Source organism: Flavobacterium microcysteis, from assembly GCF_006385255.1.
Taxonomy (GTDB): Bacteria; Bacteroidota; Bacteroidia; order Flavobacteriales; family Flavobacteriaceae; genus Flavobacterium; species Flavobacterium microcysteis.
Genome location: NZ_VFJE01000051.1, coordinates 257737 through 280905 on the forward strand (window position 1 = coordinate 257737; position 23169 = coordinate 280905).

Here is a 23169-nt window from a genome sequence, read left to right on the forward strand (position 1 = left end):
TAATTTTAAGCGGAATATTTAGCATAAGCCTTCATAAGCTTTTCATCATATCTGTTGGCCTTATAGCCTTTGCCATTGTATCGAAGGGCAAATTCTGCCCAATTTTTGTTCTTTAAGATCCGGATAAGATTGTTCTGTTCCAGAAACAGTCCAAAAGCTTTTAAGTGTTCGCCTTCGTTTCGATACATTTTTTCTACAAATTCATCGATGCTTGCGTATCCTAATGATGGAGCGTTGAATCCCATGATTTGATACAATCCCCAGGAAGCGGATGAATAGGCAGCTTCTCTAAAAAGAGCATCCGGATTTATATCAGCGGCTTTTTCCAAACGGTTGTATTCGCCTTTTCCACCTACATAATATTTTTTTGTATAGTTTTGATATAATATATTTTGAGTGTCATTACTTATATAATTACTACAATTAACACTTCTCTTTTCCAGTTCTCTCCAAAAGACATGGCCTTCAAATAAAATCTTCGGACGCCCATCAACAAGAAAGCCTTTTCCGCCGCTTTCTACTTCATTGACTGCTTTGACAATGGCAAGTTCCAAATTGTGGAAGTTGGCAAAATCAATAAGATCTTGTTCCGAAAGCAGCTTGTAATTTGAAGCATATCCAACATCAGCAATTTCTAAGAGTTTGGACCAGGTTTTTATTCCAACGACTCCATCGACAACCAAGGAATGGTTGGATTGGAAATCCCTCACGGCGGTATCTGTCTCGGGACTAAAATAATTGGAAACCAGAACTGGGTAACCTAATTTTTGCAGTAGCTCGTTCAGGTAATTAACTTCCGCAGATTTTGTTCCTAATCGTATTGTTTTCATTGGTTGATGGTTATTTTAGATGAGGTGGAGTAATCAAAGACATGGTTTTGCGTCTTGACAAGATTGTCGTTCTTGTCAAAGTAGTTCACTTTATACGATAAAAGCGTATTGCTTGTAATGCTGTTCTTTACAATGAAATTGAATAATATGGGAGTAGAAAATTCCGCTTTTAGTTTTTCAATCGTAAATCGGTTTCCGGTTTCTTCCACAACCAACTCAAGAGTAATTTTAGCGGTTGTTTGTTTTTGCTTTTTGATTTCAATCTGAATATAACGGCTATAGCTAGTGGACTGGGAAACAATCTGGCTAAACTCGGAACTGATATCTTCTATACTTTCAAAATCAAAGAATATATTTTTAACTACAGATGACTTGTTATTAGGATTTAAAGCGACACTATCTAAAACTTTACTCTCACTGCTAATTAAGTCGGGAAATTTGTTGAAATAGGTACTGTTGAAATAAGAAGCATTCTCATTATTGACGAATAATATGGAATTGAGCCTGCATTTGGAAATCGATTTATTGCTGATTTTGATTGTTTTGGAGGTATTGTCAATTACCGATTCAATCATTTCTCCAATCGTTTTTTCGAGATTCAACTCAATAATGCTCGTGTCTTTAATTTCTTTATGCCTGAAATTGATGTTGGCAAATTGGGAAATAGTGTTGTTGAGTGCATTAATTAGTATGCTGGCTTCCGACAGATTTTCTGTAGACAGGTTGAACAGGAAATGCTTGCCATCTGTAGAAATATCAGACTCTTGCAGGAAGTAATTACCGCTGATTTCATAATCGGACCCAATGTCATTTGGGAAAAGAAATTGGACTTTTTCAAAATAATCGGTTTTATCGCCGTCGATATAATTGTTTTGGAGCAACTCAATTTTCAGTTTGGCCAAATCAAATTCAGATAGGTTAGGCCCTAAAGCAAACTGAAAGCTGATTTTGGAAATCTCTTCCTGAGTACTTGTTCCATCTTCATAAGCATGAAAAATGGTTGAAATGCAAGGTTTCATCGTATCCAAATCTCTTGAAAGCCCGTATGTTTTTGAAATAAGCAAGAAAGTATTGGGTTGTAATGTTGATTTATAAACGGAAAGTTTGCTGAAATGGATGCCCGGAATAAAAATCTGCTTGAATTGGGAAAAATCTTCGTTAAGATTGAATGGATTGTTGATAAAACCGCCACCAATGGTTTTATAAAGGCTGGTAGCAGGATCAGAAGATAAGGGATAGTTTAGGGATTTATTGACACGTAAAAGAAAAGTGCTTTTTACCAGTTCTGTCTGCACATTAGTATCGAGATGGTTTTCTTTTTGAATTTCCAATATAGACCGTCTTGAAACCATACTTTTTGGTGAATCCGACTTGATAATGAGCGGATTACTTAAGATAGAAGCTTTTGTGGGCCTGATACTTTCTGTTCTTGTTTCGTTTCCGAAGAATTTCAGGTTTTTTAATGAACCGATATTTCGGGCTACTAAAAAATTCTTCCTGAACTTTGAATAGCCCTTGAATTCAAAAAACAAGTCTATATTGCTTTTTAGATTTTCAATTTTGGTTATCAGGTTTAGGAATGCAATTTTGACCGCTTCATCTTTTAGATCAAACTGGATTTCATTTTTTTCAGGCATTACGATACCGTTAATCTTAACGCTATCATCCTTTACCTTTAGGTTTAAAATAGCCTCTTTTAAGCTTAAAACAATGTTCTTTTCATCGGCTTTTAACTGCTTGTTTTTGATGGTATATTTTAGCGTTACTCTTCCCAGGAGTCCGCTGTTTTTCCCGGATTTATCCAATACATTTTCATAGTAAAAGAGCGTATCGTTGTTGGGCGCTATTTCGATTTCTGGAAAGAACAGAGTGATAGTATTATCACTATAGGCTTTAAAGGAAGCATTTTCGTCAATTGCGGTATCTCCATCAATTAACGGAAAATATTTGTTGAGTTGAAAAATATCAAGGAAAGGTCTGTCGATAGCAATGGAATGGATGATTGGATGTTCAATCACAGTAAAAGTTTCCTTGGGTTTGACAACAGTAGCAAACGAGTTACTTGGCTTTGCAGGTTCCAGATTGAATCGGTTAGTAGGAACCAGTTTTGTTCCTTCGAGTTTAAATGTATTTAAATCGGGCATGATTTCTAATTTTGAGGATCTTGTTTCGTGTCTTTAGTAGACAAAAGGGACATTCGTCCCTTTTGTATCTGTCTAAAAGAAGATTATTCCATGAATGGAGCTCTTATTTTTTCGATGTCTGCATTTTGCACATCTGTTCCAGATGGAATTTCAAATAAGATATCGCCTTCCAGGTAATCTATTTTTTGGTAATCTGTCGAAATGCTGACTTTTTTAGATTTTTTACCAATTTTGCCCTTACAGGTATATTTCACCTTGTATTCTGTAGGCTTGATGTTATAATCTAATTCATACCAGGCCTTATATGGAAGCATTTCCTCATAATTGTCTGCCGTGAATTTGAACTTTTTAGTCGCCATTTTGTCTGCCTTGAATGTTACTTCCATAGTGTCAGACTCAAACAATTCTTCGGTAGACAGGTTATAATTGATCATGTTCTGAACCAATAGTGGAATGAAGATTTTAGTACCTTCAAATTCATATTCGTTGACAGTATCTTTCAGCTTGACACGTTTGTCCTTTTCATACATGATATTCTGTCTAACCTTAACTTTGCTTGCTCCGTTATTCTTTACGAAGTCAAAAACGAAAGCATTTTTTTCTTTGGATTTGTCGTTCCATGTGGCAGGGAAGATGGCATCGATTTCTTTACCCGCTCTGCTAGTGGTTCTTACATATGGAGTACCTTCAGGAGCAATCATTCTTCCTGAGCTTTTCCAGATGATTTTTCCTTTAGAATCCGGATAGCCAATTTCGATAGAAACCTGGCTTACAGGGCTGTCATTGACAATATCGCTGTCTTTGTCTAATTTGATTAATCCTCCGTTTAAAGAAGCGATTACCTGAACTTTTGAGAAATCTTCATCCAACTGGATTTCTGAAATGTAATTCTTTAATTCGTTCTTGGCTTCTGTACCTGATTTTAGGGTTAGAGGCGTAAGGTTACCGCTGATTTTGGAGCTTAACACTTCAATAGACGAGAATCGGATACTGTCTGTGAAATTCACTTCTCTTATCTGTTGTCCTGATTTTAGGCTGAATCCCATGCTGGCACCTTGATTCCAGATGTTAAGAAGCTTTTCTGATTCTGAAGTTTCCGTACCAAAGTTTTTGTCGGTTGGATCCAAAATTTGCTTTCTCAATAATTCAAATGCAAAGTCTCTGGCTTTAGTCATCAACTGTTCTTCAACCTTTTTTCTTTCGGCATCAGAGAACTGATTGTCTGTAATGATTTCGGTTGTGATACCGCCTTCGGTTACAATTTTTTCATATTCATTTTCCCAGTTTACACGGAACCAGCTAATTCCGGCACTGAATTTTGAAGAGAAATAGGTGTGTACCTTTTTAGCATTTACAGTAACTTTAATTTCTGTTGTTGGCATATAAGCTTTGTACTTTATATTGTTTTCAACAACCAGGTTGTTTGTGCCGTTTTCTAAGGCACTTCTAACTAATGAGGCACTATTTCTCCCCATTAAGATAGAAAGAGCATTATCGCCTAATCCAAAAGTAGTTCCGTTTCCTTCTCCTTGAATATTAAAAGACCACGGATTTGAGCCTCCAAAAGGGTTGTTTTGAGACTTTTCGCCAACCACGTGCATAGCAATAGTGTTTTCTGTCAGCTGAATAGGTCTTACATTCGTAGCATTAAAGTCTTTATCGACACCTCTAAGGAAAGAGAATAAACCGAATAGTTTTGAAGTTCTCTGACTTTTGTATTCAGCATCCAGTTTAATTTTTAATTTGTCGATTGCTTTTTTAAGCAGTGCTTCCGGTAGGTCGATTGTACTGGTAAGCGTTGTATAGGCTCCGGCTTCTTCTTCAAGTCCTTCGGCACCAATTACAGTGGTACCATCAGCTTCCGATTTGAATACCTGCATAGAAAATTTGAATCGTCCGTCAGGATGTTTGGATAGTCTTGGATACTTAGGATAATAATAGAACTGCATTGGCAATCCGTTATCTCTTAAAAGCATGTTGTTTGGATCTGGAGAAAAAAGGACTGCGAAATCTGCTCCATCTTCTTTCTCTAAAAGGATTTCTACGGTTCCGGCTCCAGCATGTGGGTAGCCAAGAGGGGTTACTTGTGACATTTTTTTTAATTTAATTATTAGGTTCTTACTCTTTAAAGGTTTTTCAGATTACACCTCGTCTTTTTAGCTAAAAATCGACGATGTAAAATTCTTGTTTAGCAATTCGTTGTAAAAGAGCATATTGCCTGAATTTTTTTAGATTATTTCCTGTAGTTTTAGTGTGACCATTTTCCCGGCAAGAAGAGGAAGATAGGCTTAATGGAAGAGGGAAGATAGACTTAATGAAAAAGGGGAAAATTCCCCTTGCTATATTATCCTAATTGAGATAGTTTTGGCGATTATTAACAACTTAAACTTGAAAAACATGAAAAGCTCAAAAACTATTTTTTTAGCTGGATTATTTTGTTTAACTTTTTTCTTTCAATCGTGTAGCGAAGATCGAATTTATGAGAAGCCAACACAATTGATTTCTAATGAGACGGCGTCAGAGATGCATAAGATCTACAATTCAAAAGCATTACGTTCAAAAGCTGAGGATAGTATAAAAGAAGATGCGAATGCTGTATGGTATTCCGTTGAAGAATTAGAAAGATATATCAATTATATCAAGACAGAAGGAATTAATAAAGGATATGCGGTGGATGGAATCAGGTTGTATTTGGGTAGATATCCTGATGATCCGAAATATGCTGAAAAAGCAGGGATGACAACAATATTTTTATCACCAACAGGAACTAAAACCGATATGCAGAAATCAGGAATGCTGAATGTTTCGACTAATTTACAGGAAGAGCCTCATTATGATATAACCGATCTTTCTGTTATGAATTACGGATCAATGGGTAATCCTCCTAAAATGACATATCCTTTCAAAAAATAATGTTAGAGGACTTAAGATTTTATTGCATTTACTTGGCTTTATTAGCGGGAATCGTAGGATTGTTTTTTTACAACAAGCTTCCCGGTAATAAGGCTAAGTCTTTGTTAGGTATGATCTTTTTTTCTGTCTTGACGGAGTTTGTTGGCAGCAATCTTACCAAATGGACCGGATGGATTAATTATGGCGTATATAATTTTTATATGCTTGTTAGCCTTTCTTATTATTTGATTCTTTTAAAATACCTGTTAGTTGATCGCAACCATAGAAGATTAGCTGATATTTTCCTAACTGCCTTTATACTTTTTTACTTCGCTAATTTTATTTTCATCCAAAAAAATATTTCCGAGACATTTACTTATAGCTTTTCGTTGGGCGTGCTGTTTGTCCTGATAATGTCCTGCCTATATCTTGTGGAAATATTTAATTCAAAAAAAATATTGAATTTCGGCAAATCGGTTTTTTTTTGGTTTATCTTAGGCGTATTGCTTCTTCACGTGCCTTATTTGCCTTTTATGCTGGCAATCAAATGGTTCCTGATAGAAAGTAATGAAAGTGTTTACAGCCTTGTGCTGTTCATTCTCAATGTCTTGATGTATGGTTGTTTTATAATTGGATTTATATGGAGCGAAAAGAAATACAATTACTAGTTATTTCCTTAAGTATTGTCTTCTTTACCTTATTGGTGTTAATCTTGGTGCTATTTTTCTATTTCCACAAAAAGAAAACCAATTTTTTGATAGAAAAAATGGAGGCTGACCTTCATTTCCAGTCGGAATTGGTAAAATCAAGAATAGAGATGAAGGACCAGACACTGACAGAAATCAGTAGGGAACTTCATGATAATATAGGCCAGATTTTGTCTGTAGCAATAATGCAGGTCAATATGTACATACAGAATCAGAAAGCCATGACTAAAGATGAACTTAATGATCTAAAAGACATATTGGGCAAATCATTAGATGAAATCAGAACCTTGTCAAGAATTATAAACAGGGACAATTTGTTGGAATCTAGTTTTTTAGAAGCCATACAATTGGATCTCGAACGTATTCAAAAACTAAAAAGAATAGATTGCTACTTTAGCATAAACGGTGATTTTCCTGAAATAAATGTCGAGCACGAGCTCATTATATATCGAATTTTTCAGGAAGCGATTCTCAATATCTTAAAGCATTCCCATAGCGAGATTATTGATTTTCAGATTGACTGCCTGGACCATGACAACATTAAAATCAAGCTGATTGACCACGGTATCGGCTTTAATTCAAAGAAGAAAAACAGCGGTTCAGGATTGAATAATATACATGTCAGGGCAAAGCTTATAGGGGCTACTGTTTCTATAACATCTGATAGTTCAGGAACTGTGGTAGTATTTACCTATCCTAAAAGAATTAATCATGAAAACGAATAGAAAGAATAAGGTTATCATCGTAGATGACCATTTGCTGTTTTCACAATCTTTGAAATTTCTGATCAATAGTTTCAGCGATTTTGAAGTCACGCATAATTTTGGAAACGGCAAGGAATTCATACAGTTTCTTCAGGAAGAAGAAAATCTTGACATAGAGGTAGATCTGATACTTTTAGATGTTAATATGCCTATTTTGGACGGACTGTCAACGATGGTCTGGCTGAAAGAAAACAGGCCGGATTATAAAGTAATAGCACTTTCTGTAAACAACGAAGAAGATATCATCATTCAGATGATTAAGAACGGGGCTAAGGGCTATCTGCTAAAAGACACAACTCCGCAGATTTTTTATGATGCTTTGAAAACCGTAATAGAAAAAGGATATTTTTTTACTGAAATGGTTTCCGGTATTTTGGTCAACCGAATCGATAATGAAGACAAAAAGCTGGAGTTTAAGGAAAAAGAGCTGGATTTTATCAAAAGAGCCTGCAGTGAAAAAACATATAAAGAAATAGCTGATGAAATGTGCCTGAGTCCCAAAACGATTGACGGTTACAGGGAAAGCATATTTGCCAAGCTGGAAATTAAAACCAGGATAGGACTGGTTTTGTATGCTATTAAGAACAAAATCGTTTGTGTATAAAAAACAAAAAAGCTCCATCAACTGATGGAGCTTTTTTGTTTTTATATCGATATAGATTAATACTCTGAAGAGTTACCTATTTCTTCCAATTCATTTTTCTCTTCAATTCCTACGACATTCGCATAAATAATGTATTGAACAGAATAAATCAACGGAACGGAGAAGAGAATACCAATACAGAAAGCAATAATTCCCAGGAAGGCCAAAATTACGGCAACAAGCATAAGTGCCAAAAGCATAAAGAAGTTTTTTGAAACCAACAACAGGCTTCCCTGTATGGCTTCGGCAGCTTTTAAGTTACCAAAAATAATCAATGGAGTAGTGAACAAAGTCAATAACAGAATTAAATAGCTGATAAGCGATCCTATCAGTGAGTATCCTGCCATTTCTAGTGCTGTACTGATGGCATTGCCACAAAGCCCGATTAATACGCCGACAATGATGATCTCTTTAAGATATTCGCTTTTGTAATAATAAAAAAGCGTAGAAAAATCAAAATCTTCTTTTCTGTCTGCAAGATGGGCAACTCTGAGGATACCCGCATAAAAAGGTTTTACAACTGCTACAGCTATTACGCCTCCAACAATAGTAACAATTATTCCAGCAGTAGAAAAATTCTGGATTTGAAAGTCTGCAATATCTCGGCCAAATGCATCTAACCCGATGAATACCCCGGCAAGTCCAATTATAATTCCAACAAATACGATTGAAAGAAGCAATATTCCTGCCCCAGCAATCCAGACGATTTTTTGATAATTATTAAATGCTTGAGAAAGTAGATCTCCAAATTCCAACGCATAACCGTGGTTCTTGATTTCTTCAATTCTTTCTTTGGTTGTAGTATTTTTCTGCATAGTAAGTATGTCAATTTAAAGTGCGAAAATAGTCAATATTTTGTAATTTAAATGGAATCAGAACCATTTCAATAATTTTCTGATTATTTTTAGTTTATTTCCGTAAGGCGCGTACCGAAGTGGTATGTCAAGCCATGTCGCTTTTTTTACAATTGACTTCTGATGAGAGAAAGTATCATAGCTTTTTTTACCATGATAAGCGCCCATGCCACTGTTGCCAACACCTCCAAAAGGCAATCTTTTATTTGAAAAATGTACAACAGTATCATTAATACAGCCTCCTCCAAATGAAAATTTCTGGATAATACGTTCTGCAAAAGTTTTGTCTTCTGTAAAAACATATAGCGACAGTGGTTTTTCATATTTTGAAATTATTTTTTCCAAGTCGCTTTCACTTTCATAAGATAGGAGTGGGAGCAGGGGACCAAAAATTTCATCTTTCATGACTGAGCTATCTAGAGAAGGTTCATCGATGAGTGTTGGAGCTATATATAGGTTTTCGTCATCATAAATTCCTCCTGCGATTGTCTTGCCTTCTTCAATCATTCCAACCAGTCGGAGGAAGTGTTTTTTGTTTATAATTCGTGTAAAATCGGGTGAAAGCTTAGGGTCTTCACCATAGGCATTTACAATTTCCTGTTGCAACAAACGAATGAATTTTGCCTTGATGCCTTTATGAATAAGAAGATAATCAGGAGCAATACAGGTTTGTCCGGCATTGATAAATTTTCCCCAGACAATGCGCTTTGCGGCAATTTGAAGATTGGCGCTTTTATCTATTATACATGGATTTTTTCCTCCTAATTCCAAAGTAACGGGCGTAAGATTTTCAGCAGCAGCTTTTGCTACTTCTTTGCCAACAGCCGGACTTCCGGTAAAGAAGATATAATCCCATTTTTTGGCTAGCTGACTTTTGGCAATTTCTGCATCTCCTAAAACAGCAACAGCTTCCTTGACATCAAAGGTTTCCCGTATTATTTTTGATATCAGGCTTGAAGTATGGGGTGTTAATTCAGAAGGCTTCAGTACGATGGAATTGCCCGCTGCAAAGGCTGCAATCAACGGGCAAATCGCCAATTGAAACGGATAATTCCATGGAGAAATGATTAGCGTTTTTCCATAAGGTTCTGTGTATATATAATCAGAAGAAGGAAAATTAAGAATAGAAGCCCGGACTTTTTTAGGTTTAGCCCAGGCATTAATATTTTTTATAGCATCTTTCAAATCAGATTGCACTACATTTATTTCAGTCAGATACGCTTCAAAAGCGGGTTTCCCAAAGTCTTTGTAAAGTGCCTCTATAATATCATTTTCATGAAGCGAAATGACATGTGAAAATTTCTTGAGTTTCTCTTTTCTGCGATTAATTTCCTTATGGTTCATAAATTCAATAAATTATTGTAGTCCGAAACGGAAGCCTAGATAAAAATCGGCCTGTTCTCCGTCATTAATCAAAGCAGTAACTACTGAGCTTGACCCGATAAAGAAACCTCCGACTCTAACTCCTAATCCCGATGTAAATCCTGAAATTTCATTTGATGCCAACGGGGCAAATACTTCAAAGCTTTGGGTAGAATAGCGTGGCGTTACTGAAAGTACGTTTTGGGCGGTAACCTGGTCGTCTTTATCGTCCTTGTTTAATTTTTGCTGGCCAAATACCGTAACATAGAAATCCGGGATTATCTTAACATCGGCATAAGCAGAAAAAACAGTTGGAAGTTTTACTTTAAAATCACTGCTGTTTGATGTTGCTGTCAGGTAACCGCTCGTAAGGAGTATTTCCTCTATTTCCTTAAAGCTGCTTACGCTTTCAAATTGGTTCAGATTGAGCTGCTGTCCGGCAGGAATGTTCAATTCGTAATTGCTATTACTGTTGTTGTCAGATTTAAAAGTCATACTTCCAATATTACGAACGGCAGCACCAGCATTGATTTTATAGCCATCGTTTTCGTCTTTCCATTGGTAGTTGATCCCTAAATCAGTAGCAAAGCCATTTAATTTCCCAAAAAGAGAGCTGGTGTAATTGCCAAAATCTGTAAAATCGTCTGCCAAATCACCGGAATATGAAATATTCATTCGTGCCGAAGCATCTGTCATATTAACATTTCCAAGATTATTTGTAATAGTTCCGGAAAATCTGTCAAGTCCTAAGTTGGCATAAGAGCCAGGGAAGAGAAGTTTTAAGGTTACGCCCACGCTAAATTTGTGTTCGTCAGTTTCATATACATTCCTGGCAACTCCAAAGGCAACTTCGCCCCAGGTAGTTCCGTTGGCACGCTGGTTCTTATCGCTCTGGATTGTGGAAGCACCAAAAATACTGCTTAAGGCGCCATTTGTGACGGCATCCCCAATAGTAGGGTCAACATCTGTAAAATTTACTTTTCCATAGGCTTTTGTATTGAATGAAAAAGCCCATTTGTCTATTTTCATTGCAAATGCAGGGCCGTAGACTTCGCCGTCAAAACGGAGATCAACGTCTTTGTTTCCTTCAAAAAGTTTTTTTTCTAAATCGTCACCGCTTACCAGATCATTAAAACCCAATCTGTTATTAGAAAGATTGAAGCTTAACGAAAAGACCCCGACTTCATACTTTGTTTTTAAGTTGGCAAGCTCAGCGGGGTTGGTGCTTGCATTTAATAATCCGCCTCTTCTGGAAGTGGTAATTCCCGAAAAATGGTCTTGTGCAAAAGCACTGGTGCCAATTAAGAGGCATAATACGATTGGTAATTTCATAGGGTAAGTTTTTTAGTTAAATGTATAGATTTTTTGTATTGGGGATACTAAATTAACGTAAAAAACGAATCTTTATTCTTAAAAAGATTAGATTGCTCTCCAAATCGGGTCATCAGGAACCGGAGCGATTATTTCTAATGATTCTTTGGTTACCGGATGGATGAGGATAAGTTTACGTGCATGCAGATGGATACCGCCATCAAGATTGCTTCTGTCGGCTCCATATTTAAGGTCGCCTTTGATAGGACTTCCAATCGCAGCTAATTGTGCCCGGATTTGATGATGCCTTCCGGTATGCAAATTAATCTCTAAAGCATAATAGTTATTGAGCTCGCGGATTATTTGGTAATCCAGACTCGCTATTTTACTATCAGGAACTTCTTTGATGTGTGCTTTTGAAGTGTTATTCTTTTCATTTCTTTTCAGATAATGAACTAGTTTGGCAGAAGCTTCTGCGGGTTTGTTTTTGACAACAGCCCAATATGTTTTTTGCGTTTCTCTATTCTTAAACAATTCATTAAGTCTGGAAAGCGCTTTGGAAGTGCGGGCGAATACTACGATTCCTGTAGTGGGTCTGTCCAGTCGATGGACAACACCCAGAAAAACTTCGCCCGGTTTATTATATTTTTCCTTGATATATTCTTTTACTACCTCACTCAAAGGTTTATCGCCGGTCTTGTCTCCCTGAACAATATCGCCTACACGCTTGTTGATGACAATAATGTGGTTGTCTTCGTGAAGGACCTGAAGATTATTCTTTGTAGATATGATTTTCATTGTTTTTTGAAAATTAGATTTTCGGCGGCTCGATAGTTCAAATAATCAAAAAACGATTAGTATTGTTCTTTTTCGCTAGGGAAATCATGCGACTTCACATCTGTAACATACTGCCCGATGGCACGAGTCATGTCATCATATAAGTTCATATATCTTCTCAAAAATCTTGGGCTGAATTCATTGTTCATTCCAAGCATGTCATGAATGACCAAAACCTGACCGTCAACGCCACCTCCGGCACCAATTCCTATTACAGGAATGGAAATGCTTTGCGCTACTTTTTCGGCTAATTTTGCAGGAATCTTTTCCAATACAAGGGCAAAACAGCCTAATTTTTCAAGCAATTTTGCATCTTCCAGTAGTTTTTCGGCTTCAGCATCTTCTTTTGCACGAACCGTGTAGGTTCCGAATTTATATATAGATTGTGGCGTTAGTCCTAAATGTCCCATTACAGGAATTCCTGCATTGAGGATTTTTTTGATGGAATCTTTGATTTCGCTTCCACCTTCTAATTTGACAGCATGGGCACCGCTTTCTTTCATGATTCTGATGGAAGAACGCAAGGCTTCTTTTGGATCAGACTGATAGCTACCGAATGGCAAATCAATGACAATCAAGGCACGTGATGCGGCTCTGACAACACTGGAAGCATGATAAATCATCTGGTCAAGGGTAATAGGCAAGGTAGTTTCATGACCGGCCATTACATTTGAGGCAGAATCGCCAACCAGAATTACATCAATTCCGGCAGAGTCGACAATCTTTGCCATAGTGAAATCATAGGATGTTAACATTGAAATTTTTTCGCCGTTAGCCTTCATTTCAATCAGCGATTTGGTCGTGATTCTCTTATAATCTTTTTTTGCAACAGACATAATGTGGGAATTAGAAGATGTAAATGTACAAATTGCTTTATTTATCATTGCCACACAACCTATAATTTTTTATGCTAATTTTATATCCTATAATCTAACATGACCATAATGCGAAAATTAGTACTATTCGTTTTCTTTATTTCCTTTGTTTCTTTTGTTTCTTTTGTTTCCTTTAAGCCATTAATGGGACAGGAAGCTGAAATCCGCGAATCGATACAAACTTTTTTTGAAGGCATTCATGCCAGAGACAGCTTGAAAATTAATTCTGTCAGTGATGAAAACCTGATATTACATACTGTAGTGCTAAGTCCAAGAAGAAATAAACTTGTAGTTACAAAGGGAGCTGATTTTAAAAGATATGTTGCGACTATTCCTAAGGAAACCAAATTTGAAGAAAAACTGCTTTCTTTTACTATTAAAGTTGATGAAGAAATAGCTCACGCTTGGATACCTTTTGAATTTTATATTAATGGAGAATTAACCCATAAAGGTGTAAACTCCATTCAATTGTTTAAGGATAAGGAGAAAGGCATATGGAAAATCATTTATTGTGGCGATAGCAAAATCAAGTTGTAAGTTAGCTGTTGCTGATTTTAAGCGTAATGACAAACTCGCTTCCAAATCCGAAATTGCTTTCAACCGAAATTGTGCCTCCTTGGGCTTCGATAAATTCTTTGCTGATGGCAAGTCCGAGGCCGGTTCCTTCTTTTTCTGATCCTGGAATACGGAAATATTTGTCAAAGATTTTGTTTTTGTACTGAGGAGAAATACCTATTCCGCTGTCTTTTACAGTTATCAGAAGGTCATTTTCTTTTGCCTCTGCACCTATGAATATGCTGGAGTTTTCATAAGAATAACGGATAGCATTCGAAATAAGGTTAGTAACTACCCAGGTTGTTTTTTCCTGATCGGCTTTTATTTCAGGCAGTAATTCAGGAATATTCAGGCTAAGGTTGATCTTTTTTTGCTCTGCCAATATTTTTGTGGCTTCTACTGCATCTGAAATTATTTCAGCGGGATTGCAATTATCTATTTTTAGCTGTGTTTTTCCGGTTTCTACCTGCGTGATGTTTAATAATTCTCCTGTTGTACGGAGCAATCTTTTAGCGTCGTCTTTGATGCTCGAAACCAACTGTTTTTGTTCTTCGTTTAAATTTCCAATACTGCTGTTTTCCAGTAATTGTAGGCTCATTTTCATCGAAGCGATTGGTGTCTTGAATTCGTGAGAAACCATGGCTATAAAATTGGTTTTGGCAAAATCCAACTCCTTATAAGCGGTTACGTTGCGAAGAATTATAAACGAGCCAATATGTTTTTTTTCTTCTTCTCCCGTAGGAAGGATATGTATAGGCACTACTTGCTCTTCGAAATAACTTTCTTTATTGTCGGCATAGATTTTCATCGTTTCCAGAGGTTTTTCGATGTTTCCGTCAATAAGATGCTGTAATAGTGAACGAACCAGATCATTTGAAATGGCAACTTCACTGGCCGATTTTCCGATGATGTTTTCTGCTTTTAAACCAGAAATCTTTAAGGCTTCTTCATTGGCAAATAAGATTAAGTTTTTATCATCAAGTCCTATAACCGGGTCCTGCATATTGTTGATAAGCGTTTCGACCCGTTTTTTCTCCATCATCAATCGGGCGAGGTTACTGTCGCTATATTCCTGTAGTTTTTCTGCCATGGTATTGAAAGACCGAGCCAGGTTTCCAAATTCGTCATGTGTTTCAAAATTGACACGCTGTGAATAATTTTTTGCCGCAATCTGGCGGATGCTTTCGGTAAGATCTTTTATCGGGTTTGCAATATCGCTTGGCAGGTTAATTAGAAGAATTAATGCGATCAAAAAACAGGTAAGGCCAGTAATTGAAATCCAGAGTATGGCACTTTCTGTTGTGTTTTGTGCCACGATGCTTTTCCTTTGGATAGCATCCATGTTGATTTTCATGATATCGTTAAGGTCTTTCCTAATCTGGAGTAGGATGGAGCCGTCTTCAGGCTTTAACTGTAATGCTTTTACATCTTCTATTAAATTCTGGGTAAGTTCTTTTTCGCCTATTTCCGTGATGTTCTTACCCTGCAATTGCAAAAAGCGGTTGAAATTTTCGAAAGATTGTTTTTCACCTTCAATCTTATCGAGTTCTTTCATCATGTTTCGGGAATAGTCCAAGGAATTGTAATTGGCAACAAGGATGTTTTCCGTATCGCCAGCAATGACATGCACTTGTCGTACTGCCAGAGCTACAAGCAATATGATAAGAAGGAATAAAAGCCCGAGTCCGAGTCTTAATTTTGTTTTTATACGCACAACTTAAATAGTTTATAGTGGATAATTTTTAGTTTATAGTTGGGAGTTACTGGTGTGTAATTTTTTAGTTGATAGTTGACAATTGGTAGTTTATAGTTTTTAGAGGATAGTCTTTAAGTCTTTCATCTTTCATCTTTCGTCTTTCGTCTTTGATCTTTCGTCTTTAATCTGGGTTTGCTCGGGATGTTTTTACGATTGAGGTTAGTATTTTGATGAGCTCGATACTGTCTGTGTAAACGGATTGATATTCTTTTTCTGATAGATAGTTTGTTTCAAAAAGCAAACGCAGCCAATATTCGGTTTCCTGGGCTTCTTTTAATGAGATGTTCATCTTATTACTAAAGTCTTTTTTTGATGAAGCCTGTAAAGCCTCACATATATTTGCACCTATTGAGGTACTACTTCTGACCAATTGCTTCAATAGGATAAATTCTTTTTTATTTTCTGAAATGTGCTGATATAGCTTCACAATCCTAACGGCAAATGCAAATGATTTGTCCTTAACAATACTATTTTTCATACTCTCTTTTTTATATGGCTTAAACTAACTCTAAACTATCCACTATCCACTAAAAACTATCAACTCAAAATAATGAGGTCAATTTCACTCGAAGATAGCTTATTTAATAATTCTTTGAAAGCGCTGGTAGAAAGAATAATTTTCATCAGGTTCATTCTTGGTTTTCCAATACAAAGAGTTGTGATGCCTTTGCTATCGGCTTGTTCAATAATGGCTTTCGCAATTCTTGTGTGTTCAATTTTGATAACTTCGGCTCCTAATTCTGTAGCCAACTTGAAATTATTGATAAGATGTCTTTGTTTGTCTAAAGCAATGCGGTCTGCACTTTCATGCGGCAGTTGTACGTATAGGACATACCATTTGCTACTATTGTAATAATTGGCCAAGCGTGCTGTTTTGCGAATTACCTTTTTGGCGGTAGCTTCATTACTGCTAATACAGGCCATGAATTTTTCATGACGGGTATTTTTGTTTCTTGGAACTTCAATTTCAACTTTTCTTTCGACCTGGCTGGCAACTTCTTTTAATGCCAATTCTCTTAACTGTAGAATGTGCTCGTTCTTGAAGAAATTCTTGAGAGCCATTTCTATCTTTTCGGCCTTATAAATTTTTCCTTCTTTTAGCCTTGAGATCAATTCATCTGCGGTGAGGTCAATGTTTACTACTTCGTCAGCCTGTGCTAAAACGCTGTCGGGAATACGTTCTTTGACTTCGATTCCTGTAATGTGCTTTATTTCTTCATTCAGGCTTTCGATATGCTGGATGTTTACAGCACTGATTACATTGATTCCGGCTTCCAGGATTTCAAAAACATCCTGCCAACGTTTTTCGTTTTTGCTTCCTTCAATGTTGGTATGGGCGAGCTCGTCTACAATTACAACTTCGGGACGAAGGCTGATAATGGCCTGAACATCCATTTCTTCAAGTTCTTTTCCTTTGTAGAACAAATGGCGTCTTGGAATTACAGGAAGACCCGTCAACAGCTCGTGAGTTTCCTTGCGGTTGTGAGTTTCTATAAAACCTATTTTGACATCAATACCATTTTTTAGCAGGGAATGGGCTTCCTGAAGCATACGAAAAGTTTTACCTACACCGGCACTCATGCCGATGTAGATCTTAAACTTTCCTCTCCTTGATTTTTGGATCAGGTTTAAAAAATGCTGTACGCTATCTTCTCTTTTACTTTCCAAAATAAATTAGGCTTTGATTTTAAAAAGATATGGCAAGCGAAGTTGCCGCTGCAAAGTTCTGTTTGGTAGGATTTCCATTTTCAGTGAAAATTTCATCCTTGCTGCTCAAATTTCTAGCTTCGACTCTCCATACAACATTGTCATAGATATTGTAATCGAAGTTGACAGAATAACCAAAAGTTTTAAATCCGTTTGGTGTATCTGTTGCAATTATTACACCGTTTTTATCTGCATAATATTCTCCTCGTGCTGCGATATGGATTTTATCTGAAACTTTATATCTGGCAATTAGAACAGGAGAATACCATGAATTATAACTGTCGCTTCCTTTCTCTTTTTGTTCGGCTCCAATGTCAAAACCAGCTGTAAGTCCCCATTTTTCATTCAACTGAAAAACGCCATATAAATTGTGGAAATAACGCATTCTTTTGTCAATATCGGGTTTGTCGTTCCCAATGAAAGAACTGCTGTTCAATAGGATAGAGGCGTTTGGTTTATAGGTTACTTGATGTCCAAAAGCCAAGGTCTTATTGCCGTCAACTCGTTTGATTCTTTGCCAGCCGTTTAAAACGAGTCCGCTCACAAACCATTTTCCGTTGTCTGTAGTATACGACAATTTAGCACCGCTTTCATAATAAGGGGAGTTGTCTGCCTGAATACTGCGTGTCAATGCCCAACAATCCTTACTGATAGCACTTTCAAAACCAATATGCGATGCAAAAATCCCGGCATCAATCCAAAGGTTTTTTGTTTTTGAAAGTTTTACACCGGCATTGGCTTCATAAATGTTTTTCATGATGCCTTCTTCTGTAGCAAGATTGGCGTTGCCATAGGTTCCGGCCATGATTGCCAGATTAGCCCTAACGTTTCCTTTTTCATAATTGGCTTTGACAAATCCAAGATTTAAGGAAACTTCATTGTGCCTGTTATGTGAATATACAAAACCGGGTCTGATATTGTTTTCAGGGGCGCCAAAATCATAGAGATAATAGATTTCGGCATAGCCTGTTATTTTTAATGGAGATTCAGAAGTTGTTGCAGTGTCTGTCTGTGCTTGTGCAAGCGAGACCATTGCAATAAAAGCTGCAGTAGCTATTTTTTTCATTGTTATTTGAGTTTATCGAGAGCGATGTTGAGTTGTAATACGTTTATTTTTTCTGGTCCGAATAGCCCTAAAAGCGGCTTTTCAGTGTTTTGAGCAATAAGGTCTTGGAGTTTCTTTTCTTCTATATTTCTCACTTTTGCAATACGTTTGACCTGTACTTTTGCACTTTTTACGGAAATATTCGGATCCAATCCGCTACCACTGGCTGTCACCATATCAGCAGGAATTTCATCAGCTTTGATTTCCGGATTTTGGATTAAGAAAGTGTCAATTCTTTTTTGAACTTCAGCCAGGTATTCAGGGTTGCTTGGTCCTTTGTTGCTTCCTCCGGAACCCGCCGCATTATAGTTTACGGCAGAAGGTCTTGAGTTAAAATATTTGGCATCAGTAAAGGACTGGCCTATGTTGCTATAGAATTTTTTTCCATTGCTTTCTGTCATGATTCCTTTTCCTTGGTTGGGAGCCATTTGGGCTATTCCAAGTATAAACAGCGTATAGATTCCGGCGAAAAAGACGAGAGTAATCAGCGTTAACTTTACTCCAATCCATAAATAATTTTTCATTTTGATATCAGTTTAGATGAATATTGTGACAATCATGTCGATGATTTTTATTCCGATAAACGGAACGATGATACCGCCTAGTCCATAAAACAATAGGTTTCGTCTTAATAGGGCAGAGGCACCAATGGGTTTATACGTGACTCCTTTTAAAGCCAGCGGAATCAAAAACGGGATAACAATTGCATTAAAGATAACTGCCGATAGGATGGCGCTTTCCGGACTATGCAAGTGCATGATATTTAAGCCTTGCAAGGCAGGAATTGCCGTGATGAACAAAGCAGGAATGATGGCAAAATATTTGGCAACGTCATTCGCAATACTAAAAGTGGTCAGTGTTCCTCGTGTCATTAATAATTGTTTTCCGATTTCTACAATCTCTATCAGTTTTGTAGGGTCGTTATCTAAATCCACCATGTTTCCGGCTTCTTTGGCAGCTTGTGTTCCGCTGTTCATTGCTACACCCACATCAGCTTGCGCAAGAGCGGGAGCATCATTTGTACCGTCACCCATCATGGCAACCAGCTTACCTTTAATCTGCTCGTTCTTGATGTAATTCATCTTGTCTTCGGGCTTGGCTTCTGCAATGAAGTCATCCACACCTGCTTTTTCGGCAATAAATTTGGCTGTCAGCGGATTATCACCTGTAACCATTACCGTTTTGACACCCATTCTACGCAGTCTTTCAAAACGTTCCTGTATTCCAGGTTTGATAATATCCTGCAATTCAATTACTCCTAAGACTTTATCGTTTTGGGAAACGACTAATGGCGTACCTCCATTGCTGGAAATCTCAGTGACTCTATCGGATGTGTCATTTGGAAAAGAATTTCCTGCTTGCTCGCTTAGTTTTCGGATGGAATCGTAAGCGCCTTTTCGGATTTTGGTACCGTCAGGAAGATTGACACCGCTACTTCGGGTTTCGGCTGTAAATTTTATCAGTATTGAATCTTCTACAGAAAGATTTTTTGTAGCATCTTTTCCAGCCAATTCGATAATTGACTTGCCTTCTGGTGTTTCATCAGCCAGGGAAGAAAGGATACTTGCTTTTACGAAATCTTGTTCTGATACACCCGTTGTAGGGTAAAAGTTTGTTGCTTTTCGGTTTCCAATTGTAATGGTTCCTGTTTTGTCTAACAGTAATACGTCAATATCTCCGGCAGTTTCTACTGCTTTACCTGATTTTGTAATGACGTTGGCACGTAAGGCGCGGTCCATTCCGGCAATACCTATGGCAGACAGCAATCCACCGATGGTTGTTGGAATAAGACAGACAAATAAAGAAATAAAAGAAGCAATGGTTATTGTGATATTGGCATAATCAGCAAATGGTTTTAAAGTCGTGCAGACAATGATAAACACCAATGTAAAACCTGCTAATAAAATAGTCAATGCAATTTCGTTAGGTGTTTTTTGTCTTGATGCACCTTCAACCAATGCAATCATTTTGTCAAGGAAGCTTTCGCCAGGTTCAGTCGTAACCTGTACTTTAATCTTGTCAGACAAAACCTTTGTACCACCTGTTACGGAACTTTTATCACCGCCGGCTTCACGGATTACAGGAGCACTTTCACCGGTTATGGCGCTTTCGTCAATTGTTGCCAGACCTTCAATGATTTCTCCGTCGGTTGGAATAGTATCGCCGGCTTCACAGATAAATATATCTCCTTTAGCGAGGCTAGAAGAAGGAACAATCTGAAGTTCATCGATATACATTTCTCCAACAGGGAAGATTTTTTTTGCAGGTGTTTCTTCTCTTGTTTTTCTAAGGCTATCGGCTTGAGCTTTTCCTCTTGCTTCGGCAATGGCTTCGGCAAAATTGGCAAACAATAGCGTGAACAATAAGATGATAAAGACGGTAAAGTTGTATACAAAACTGCCTTGTGATTGTTCACCTGTCAATATCCACAAACAAACGCAGAGCATGACAACTGTTCCAATTTCAACTGTAAACATAATCGGATTACGGAACAGGGTTGCAGGATTGAGCTTCAGGAAAGACTGTAGGAATGCTTCTTTGAGCAATTCTTTCTGAAACAGTGATTTATTTTGAGTTTTCATTTTTGAAAATCATTTGATTAGTAAAGCGTGAAATATTCTGCTATAGGTCCTAAAGTCAGAGAAGGGAAGAAGGAAAGTGCTGCAATAATGAAAATAACAGCAAATACCATCAATCCAAAAGTCGAAGTATCGGTTTTTAAGGTTCCGGCACTTTCTGGAATGTGTTTTTTAGAAGCAAGGATTCCGGCAATAGCCACAGGACCTATAATTGGAAGGAATCTGGAAAGTAGTAACACAATTCCTGTTGTAATATTCCACCATGGATTATTGTCGCCAAGACCTTCAAAGCCACTTCCGTTATTGGCTGCAGATGATGTGAATTCGTATAAGATTTCACTGAATCCATGGAATCCCGGATTGTTCAATGTGCTGGCACCTTGTTCGGGAAATGCTGTTGAAAGCGCAACTCCTACTAAAATCAGGAAAGGATGCAATAAGGCAATAATCATGGCGATTTTCATTTCGCGGGCTTCGATTTTTTTACCCAAAAATTCAGGTGTTCTTCCCACCATCAATCCGCTGATAAAAACAGCAAGGATGATAAAAATGTAAAAGTTTAATATCCCTACGCCACATCCGCCATAAAAGCAATTGATCATCATGGCAAGCAGCTGATTCATTCCAGATAGAGGCATAGCACTGTCGTGCATTGAATTGACAGAACCTGTCGAGATAACGGTTGTAGCGATGCTCCAATAGCCTGAAGCAGCAGCTCCAAACCGTACTTCTTTACCTTCGGTAGCACCAGATGTTGTATCGATTCCCATTTGTGTCAGGGCAGGGTTTCCATTCATTTCTGTAACAACGGTTGGAATAGTCAGCGCAAGAAACCCGACAGTCATTACACCAAAAATCATCCAGGACAGTTTTCGTCTGTTTAAGTAAAACCCCAAAGCAAACACCATGGCAAAAGGAATAATCATCTGGGCAATCATTTCTACAATGTTGGTCAGGTAATTAGGGTTTTCAAGAGGATGGGCTGAATTGGTACCGAAAAATCCGCCGCCATTTGTACCTACGTGTTTTATGGCCGTGAATGCTGCTGCTGGTCCGGTTGATACTTCAACAGAATCGCCTTGAAGCGTTGTCATTGCCTGTTTTCCTTCAAATGTCATTGGAGTTCCGTTGAAAAGCAAAATAGTTGCTACGATTACGGAAATTGGCAAAAGGATACGAGTACAAGACTTAATAAAGTAATTGTAAAAATTACCTAGTGTTTCGGTTGTTCTTTCCTTTAATGCATTGAAAAGGACAGCAGCTGCCGCCAATCCGATTCCCGCAGAAACGAATTGAAGGAACATCAAGAATAACTGGCTTAAGTAGCTGACTCCGGTTTCTCCGGAATAGTGCTGTAAGTTGCAGTTTACTAAAAAGGAAATGATGGTGTTGAAAGCCAGATCCGGCGTCATGCTAGGATTATTATCCGGATTTAATGGTAGTGAACCCTGGCAGAGTAGGATTATCATTCCTAAGACAAACCATACAACATTAATGGCAACCAAAGCAACCATATGCTGTTTCCAGTTCATTTCCTTTTTGGAATCGATACCGCTTATTTTATAAAATAGTTTTTCGATTGGGAGAAAAACAGGATCCAAAAAAGTTTTTTGCCCTGAATATACTTTTGAAATATACTTTCCTAACGGTATTGCTAGAATCAGCGTCAGGACAAACATGGCTATAATTCCTATAATTTCGGTATTCATGGTTTAAAATTTTTCAGGTTTAAGTAAGACATAAACGATATAGGCAAAAACAGCTAGAGCAATAATTAATAAGGCTATCATAATTTTAGATTTTATCGAAATAGTAAATGGAAACATAAAAAAGGGCGAAGCAGAGCAGCCCTACGATGGTGAGGATGGTAATTATCATACTCCGGAGGCATTAATTTGTTTGACATATTCTTTGTGAAGTGTAATGGGTAGCAGCCTTGATGTTTCCAGCCTGTTTATTTCCATATAATGTGATACGGAAAACAGATAGACATTTGTGATTGCATTTTTCATTTCGTTATTGCCCTTTAGGAGCAATTCTTCGGCAAGTGCAAGGCATCTTTTAGTGCGTGCCATTTTACCGAGCTGAAGGCTACTGATGGTTATCTCAGCTAGGCGCTCCATTTTTTTGATTAGGCTATCATTGAAATTTCTCATAATGATTAAGATATTTTTGATGCCTAATGCCAAATTCAGAACCATTTTTTTGATGAATTGCCTAAACCCTTTAGTATCTAGGAATTATATTT

The 23169-nt window shown here is 37.4% G+C and carries 22 protein-coding genes; 5 read left to right on the forward strand and 17 right to left on the reverse strand.

The features are described from left to right. Positions 1-5: 5 nt before the first annotated feature. The 3 genes from FJA49_RS05270 to FJA49_RS05280 form a co-directional block, all read right to left on the reverse strand. Complete coding sequence (locus FJA49_RS05270) at positions 6-830, reverse strand: N-acetylmuramidase domain-containing protein (RefSeq protein WP_139999590.1); 825 nt, start codon at positions 828-830, stop codon at positions 6-8. Then, positions 827-2974, reverse strand: a complete 2148-nt coding sequence (locus tag FJA49_RS05275) for a hypothetical protein (RefSeq protein ID WP_139999592.1) — start codon at positions 2972-2974, stop codon at positions 827-829. The genes FJA49_RS05270 and FJA49_RS05275 overlap by 4 nt, the downstream gene beginning before the upstream one ends. A gap of 83 nt (positions 2975-3057) precedes the next feature. Continuing rightward, positions 3058-5067: a hypothetical protein gene (locus FJA49_RS05280; RefSeq protein WP_139999594.1), complete on the reverse strand. Its 2010-nt coding sequence runs from the start codon at positions 5065-5067 to the stop codon at positions 3058-3060. A gap of 430 nt (positions 5068-5497) precedes the next feature. On the opposite strand from FJA49_RS05280, the gene FJA49_RS05285 reads away from it, so the two are divergent. Genes FJA49_RS05285 through FJA49_RS05300 form a run of 4 tightly spaced genes read left to right on the forward strand, consistent with a single transcriptional unit; the run spans position 5498 to position 7941 of the window. Continuing rightward, the gene (locus tag FJA49_RS05285; RefSeq protein ID WP_139999696.1) at positions 5498-5887 is read left to right on the forward strand and encodes a hypothetical protein; all 390 of its coding nucleotides are present in this window, start codon (positions 5498-5500) and stop codon (positions 5885-5887) included. A 32-nt stretch (positions 5888-5919) separates the two neighbouring features. Then, on the forward strand, positions 5920-6534 hold the full coding sequence (locus FJA49_RS05290; protein ID WP_233590072.1) for a hypothetical protein: 615 nt from the start codon (positions 5920-5922) through the stop codon (positions 6532-6534). After that, a complete protein-coding gene (locus FJA49_RS05295) occupies positions 6507-7298 on the forward strand; it encodes a sensor histidine kinase (RefSeq protein ID WP_139999599.1) in 792 nt (263 codons plus the stop codon). The genes FJA49_RS05290 and FJA49_RS05295 overlap by 28 nt, the downstream gene beginning before the upstream one ends. Then, positions 7285-7941 (forward strand): response regulator transcription factor, encoded by a 657-nt coding sequence (locus tag FJA49_RS05300; RefSeq protein WP_139999601.1) that lies wholly within the window; start codon positions 7285-7287, stop codon positions 7939-7941. Before FJA49_RS05295 ends, FJA49_RS05300 begins: the two co-directional genes overlap by 14 nt. A gap of 56 nt (positions 7942-7997) precedes the next feature. Here the strand turns inward: FJA49_RS05300 and FJA49_RS05305 are convergent, their stop codons facing one another. The 5 genes from FJA49_RS05305 to panB all read right to left on the reverse strand — a co-directional run bounded on the left by FJA49_RS05305 (position 7998) and on the right by panB (position 13180). Continuing rightward, complete coding sequence (locus FJA49_RS05305; RefSeq protein ID WP_139999603.1) at positions 7998-8795, reverse strand: hypothetical protein; 798 nt, start codon at positions 8793-8795, stop codon at positions 7998-8000. A gap of 57 nt (positions 8796-8852) precedes the next feature. After that, positions 8853-10178, reverse strand: coding sequence for an aldehyde dehydrogenase (locus tag FJA49_RS05310; protein WP_139999605.1), 1326 nt, complete (start codon positions 10176-10178; stop codon positions 8853-8855). A 12-nt stretch (positions 10179-10190) separates the two neighbouring features. Next, positions 10191-11528 (reverse strand): hypothetical protein, encoded by a 1338-nt coding sequence (locus tag FJA49_RS05315; RefSeq protein ID WP_139999607.1) that lies wholly within the window; start codon positions 11526-11528, stop codon positions 10191-10193. Positions 11529-11615: 87 nt separating this feature from the next. Then, a complete protein-coding gene (locus FJA49_RS05320) occupies positions 11616-12305 on the reverse strand; it encodes an RluA family pseudouridine synthase (RefSeq protein ID WP_139999609.1) in 690 nt (229 codons plus the stop codon). 56 nt (positions 12306-12361) lie between these two features. Continuing rightward, on the reverse strand, positions 12362-13180 hold the full coding sequence (gene panB, locus FJA49_RS05325; RefSeq protein WP_139999611.1) for a 3-methyl-2-oxobutanoate hydroxymethyltransferase: 819 nt from the start codon (positions 13178-13180) through the stop codon (positions 12362-12364). A gap of 108 nt (positions 13181-13288) precedes the next feature. On the opposite strand from panB, the gene FJA49_RS05330 reads away from it, so the two are divergent. Then, positions 13289-13756, forward strand: a complete 468-nt coding sequence (locus FJA49_RS05330) for a nuclear transport factor 2 family protein (RefSeq protein ID WP_139999613.1) — start codon at positions 13289-13291, stop codon at positions 13754-13756. Position 13757: 1 nt separating this feature from the next. Here FJA49_RS05330 and FJA49_RS05335 read toward each other — a convergent pair whose 3' ends face one another. From FJA49_RS05335 to FJA49_RS05375, 9 genes are all read right to left on the reverse strand, one after another. Then, positions 13758-15488, reverse strand: coding sequence for a sensor histidine kinase (locus FJA49_RS05335; RefSeq protein WP_139999615.1), 1731 nt, complete (start codon positions 15486-15488; stop codon positions 13758-13760). Between the two features lie 163 nt (positions 15489-15651). Further along, positions 15652-16008, reverse strand: coding sequence for a four helix bundle protein (locus FJA49_RS05340; protein ID WP_139999617.1), 357 nt, complete (start codon positions 16006-16008; stop codon positions 15652-15654). A gap of 59 nt (positions 16009-16067) precedes the next feature. After that, the gene (locus FJA49_RS05345) at positions 16068-17198 is read right to left on the reverse strand and encodes a sensor protein KdpD (RefSeq protein ID WP_139999619.1); all 1131 of its coding nucleotides are present in this window, start codon (positions 17196-17198) and stop codon (positions 16068-16070) included. A 19-nt stretch (positions 17199-17217) separates the two neighbouring features. Continuing rightward, positions 17218-18303, reverse strand: coding sequence for a porin (locus FJA49_RS05350; protein ID WP_139999621.1), 1086 nt, complete (start codon positions 18301-18303; stop codon positions 17218-17220). A 2-nt stretch (positions 18304-18305) separates the two neighbouring features. Beyond that, positions 18306-18866 (reverse strand): K(+)-transporting ATPase subunit C, encoded by a 561-nt coding sequence (locus tag FJA49_RS05355; RefSeq protein WP_139999623.1) that lies wholly within the window; start codon positions 18864-18866, stop codon positions 18306-18308. 12 nt (positions 18867-18878) lie between these two features. Further along, a complete protein-coding gene (kdpB, locus tag FJA49_RS05360) occupies positions 18879-20924 on the reverse strand; it encodes a potassium-transporting ATPase subunit KdpB (RefSeq protein ID WP_139999625.1) in 2046 nt (681 codons plus the stop codon). Positions 20925-20941: 17 nt separating this feature from the next. Beyond that, positions 20942-22630: a potassium-transporting ATPase subunit KdpA gene (gene kdpA, locus FJA49_RS05365; protein WP_139999627.1), complete on the reverse strand. Its 1689-nt coding sequence runs from the start codon at positions 22628-22630 to the stop codon at positions 20942-20944. Positions 22631-22633: 3 nt separating this feature from the next. Then, complete coding sequence (locus tag FJA49_RS05370; RefSeq protein WP_317131698.1) at positions 22634-22747, reverse strand: potassium-transporting ATPase subunit F; 114 nt, start codon at positions 22745-22747, stop codon at positions 22634-22636. A 48-nt stretch (positions 22748-22795) separates the two neighbouring features. Continuing rightward, positions 22796-23077, reverse strand: a complete 282-nt coding sequence (locus tag FJA49_RS05375) for a DUF7674 family protein (protein WP_139999629.1) — start codon at positions 23075-23077, stop codon at positions 22796-22798. Positions 23078-23169 lie beyond the last annotated feature (92 nt).

What these genes read in the sequence shown, in the direction of transcription:
- FJA49_RS05270 (WP_139999590.1), bottom strand. Translation starts at nt 830, where the DNA reads ATGAAAACAATACGATTAGGAACAAAATCTGCGGAAGTTAATTACCTG.
- FJA49_RS05275 (WP_139999592.1), bottom strand. Translation starts at nt 2,974, where the DNA reads ATGCCCGATTTAAATACATTTAAACTCGAAGGAACAAAACTGGTTCCT.
- FJA49_RS05280 (WP_139999594.1), bottom strand. Translation starts at nt 5,067, where the DNA reads ATGTCACAAGTAACCCCTCTTGGCTACCCACATGCTGGAGCCGGAACC.
- FJA49_RS05285 (WP_139999696.1), top strand. Translation starts at nt 5,498, where the DNA reads ATGCATAAGATCTACAATTCAAAAGCATTACGTTCAAAAGCTGAGGAT.
- FJA49_RS05295 (WP_139999599.1), top strand. Translation starts at nt 6,507, where the DNA reads ATGGAGCGAAAAGAAATACAATTACTAGTTATTTCCTTAAGTATTGTC.
- FJA49_RS05300 (WP_139999601.1), top strand. Translation starts at nt 7,285, where the DNA reads ATGAAAACGAATAGAAAGAATAAGGTTATCATCGTAGATGACCATTTG.
- FJA49_RS05305 (WP_139999603.1), bottom strand. Translation starts at nt 8,795, where the DNA reads ATGCAGAAAAATACTACAACCAAAGAAAGAATTGAAGAAATCAAGAAC.
- FJA49_RS05310 (WP_139999605.1), bottom strand. Translation starts at nt 10,178, where the DNA reads ATGAACCATAAGGAAATTAATCGCAGAAAAGAGAAACTCAAGAAATTT.
- FJA49_RS05315 (WP_139999607.1), bottom strand. Translation starts at nt 11,528, where the DNA reads ATGAAATTACCAATCGTATTATGCCTCTTAATTGGCACCAGTGCTTTT.
- FJA49_RS05320 (WP_139999609.1), bottom strand. Translation starts at nt 12,305, where the DNA reads ATGAAAATCATATCTACAAAGAATAATCTTCAGGTCCTTCACGAAGAC.
- panB (WP_139999611.1), bottom strand. Translation starts at nt 13,180, where the DNA reads ATGTCTGTTGCAAAAAAAGATTATAAGAGAATCACGACCAAATCGCTG.
- FJA49_RS05330 (WP_139999613.1), top strand. Translation starts at nt 13,289, where the DNA reads ATGCGAAAATTAGTACTATTCGTTTTCTTTATTTCCTTTGTTTCTTTT.
- FJA49_RS05340 (WP_139999617.1), bottom strand. Translation starts at nt 16,008, where the DNA reads ATGAAAAATAGTATTGTTAAGGACAAATCATTTGCATTTGCCGTTAGG.
- FJA49_RS05350 (WP_139999621.1), bottom strand. Translation starts at nt 18,303, where the DNA reads ATGAAAAAAATAGCTACTGCAGCTTTTATTGCAATGGTCTCGCTTGCA.
- FJA49_RS05355 (WP_139999623.1), bottom strand. Translation starts at nt 18,866, where the DNA reads ATGAAAAATTATTTATGGATTGGAGTAAAGTTAACGCTGATTACTCTC.
- kdpB (WP_139999625.1), bottom strand. Translation starts at nt 20,924, where the DNA reads ATGAAAACTCAAAATAAATCACTGTTTCAGAAAGAATTGCTCAAAGAA.
- kdpA (WP_139999627.1), bottom strand. Translation starts at nt 22,630, where the DNA reads ATGAATACCGAAATTATAGGAATTATAGCCATGTTTGTCCTGACGCTG.
- FJA49_RS05370 (WP_317131698.1), bottom strand. Translation starts at nt 22,747, where the DNA reads ATGTTTCCATTTACTATTTCGATAAAATCTAAAATTATGATAGCCTTA.
- FJA49_RS05375 (WP_139999629.1), bottom strand. Translation starts at nt 23,077, where the DNA reads ATGAGAAATTTCAATGATAGCCTAATCAAAAAAATGGAGCGCCTAGCT.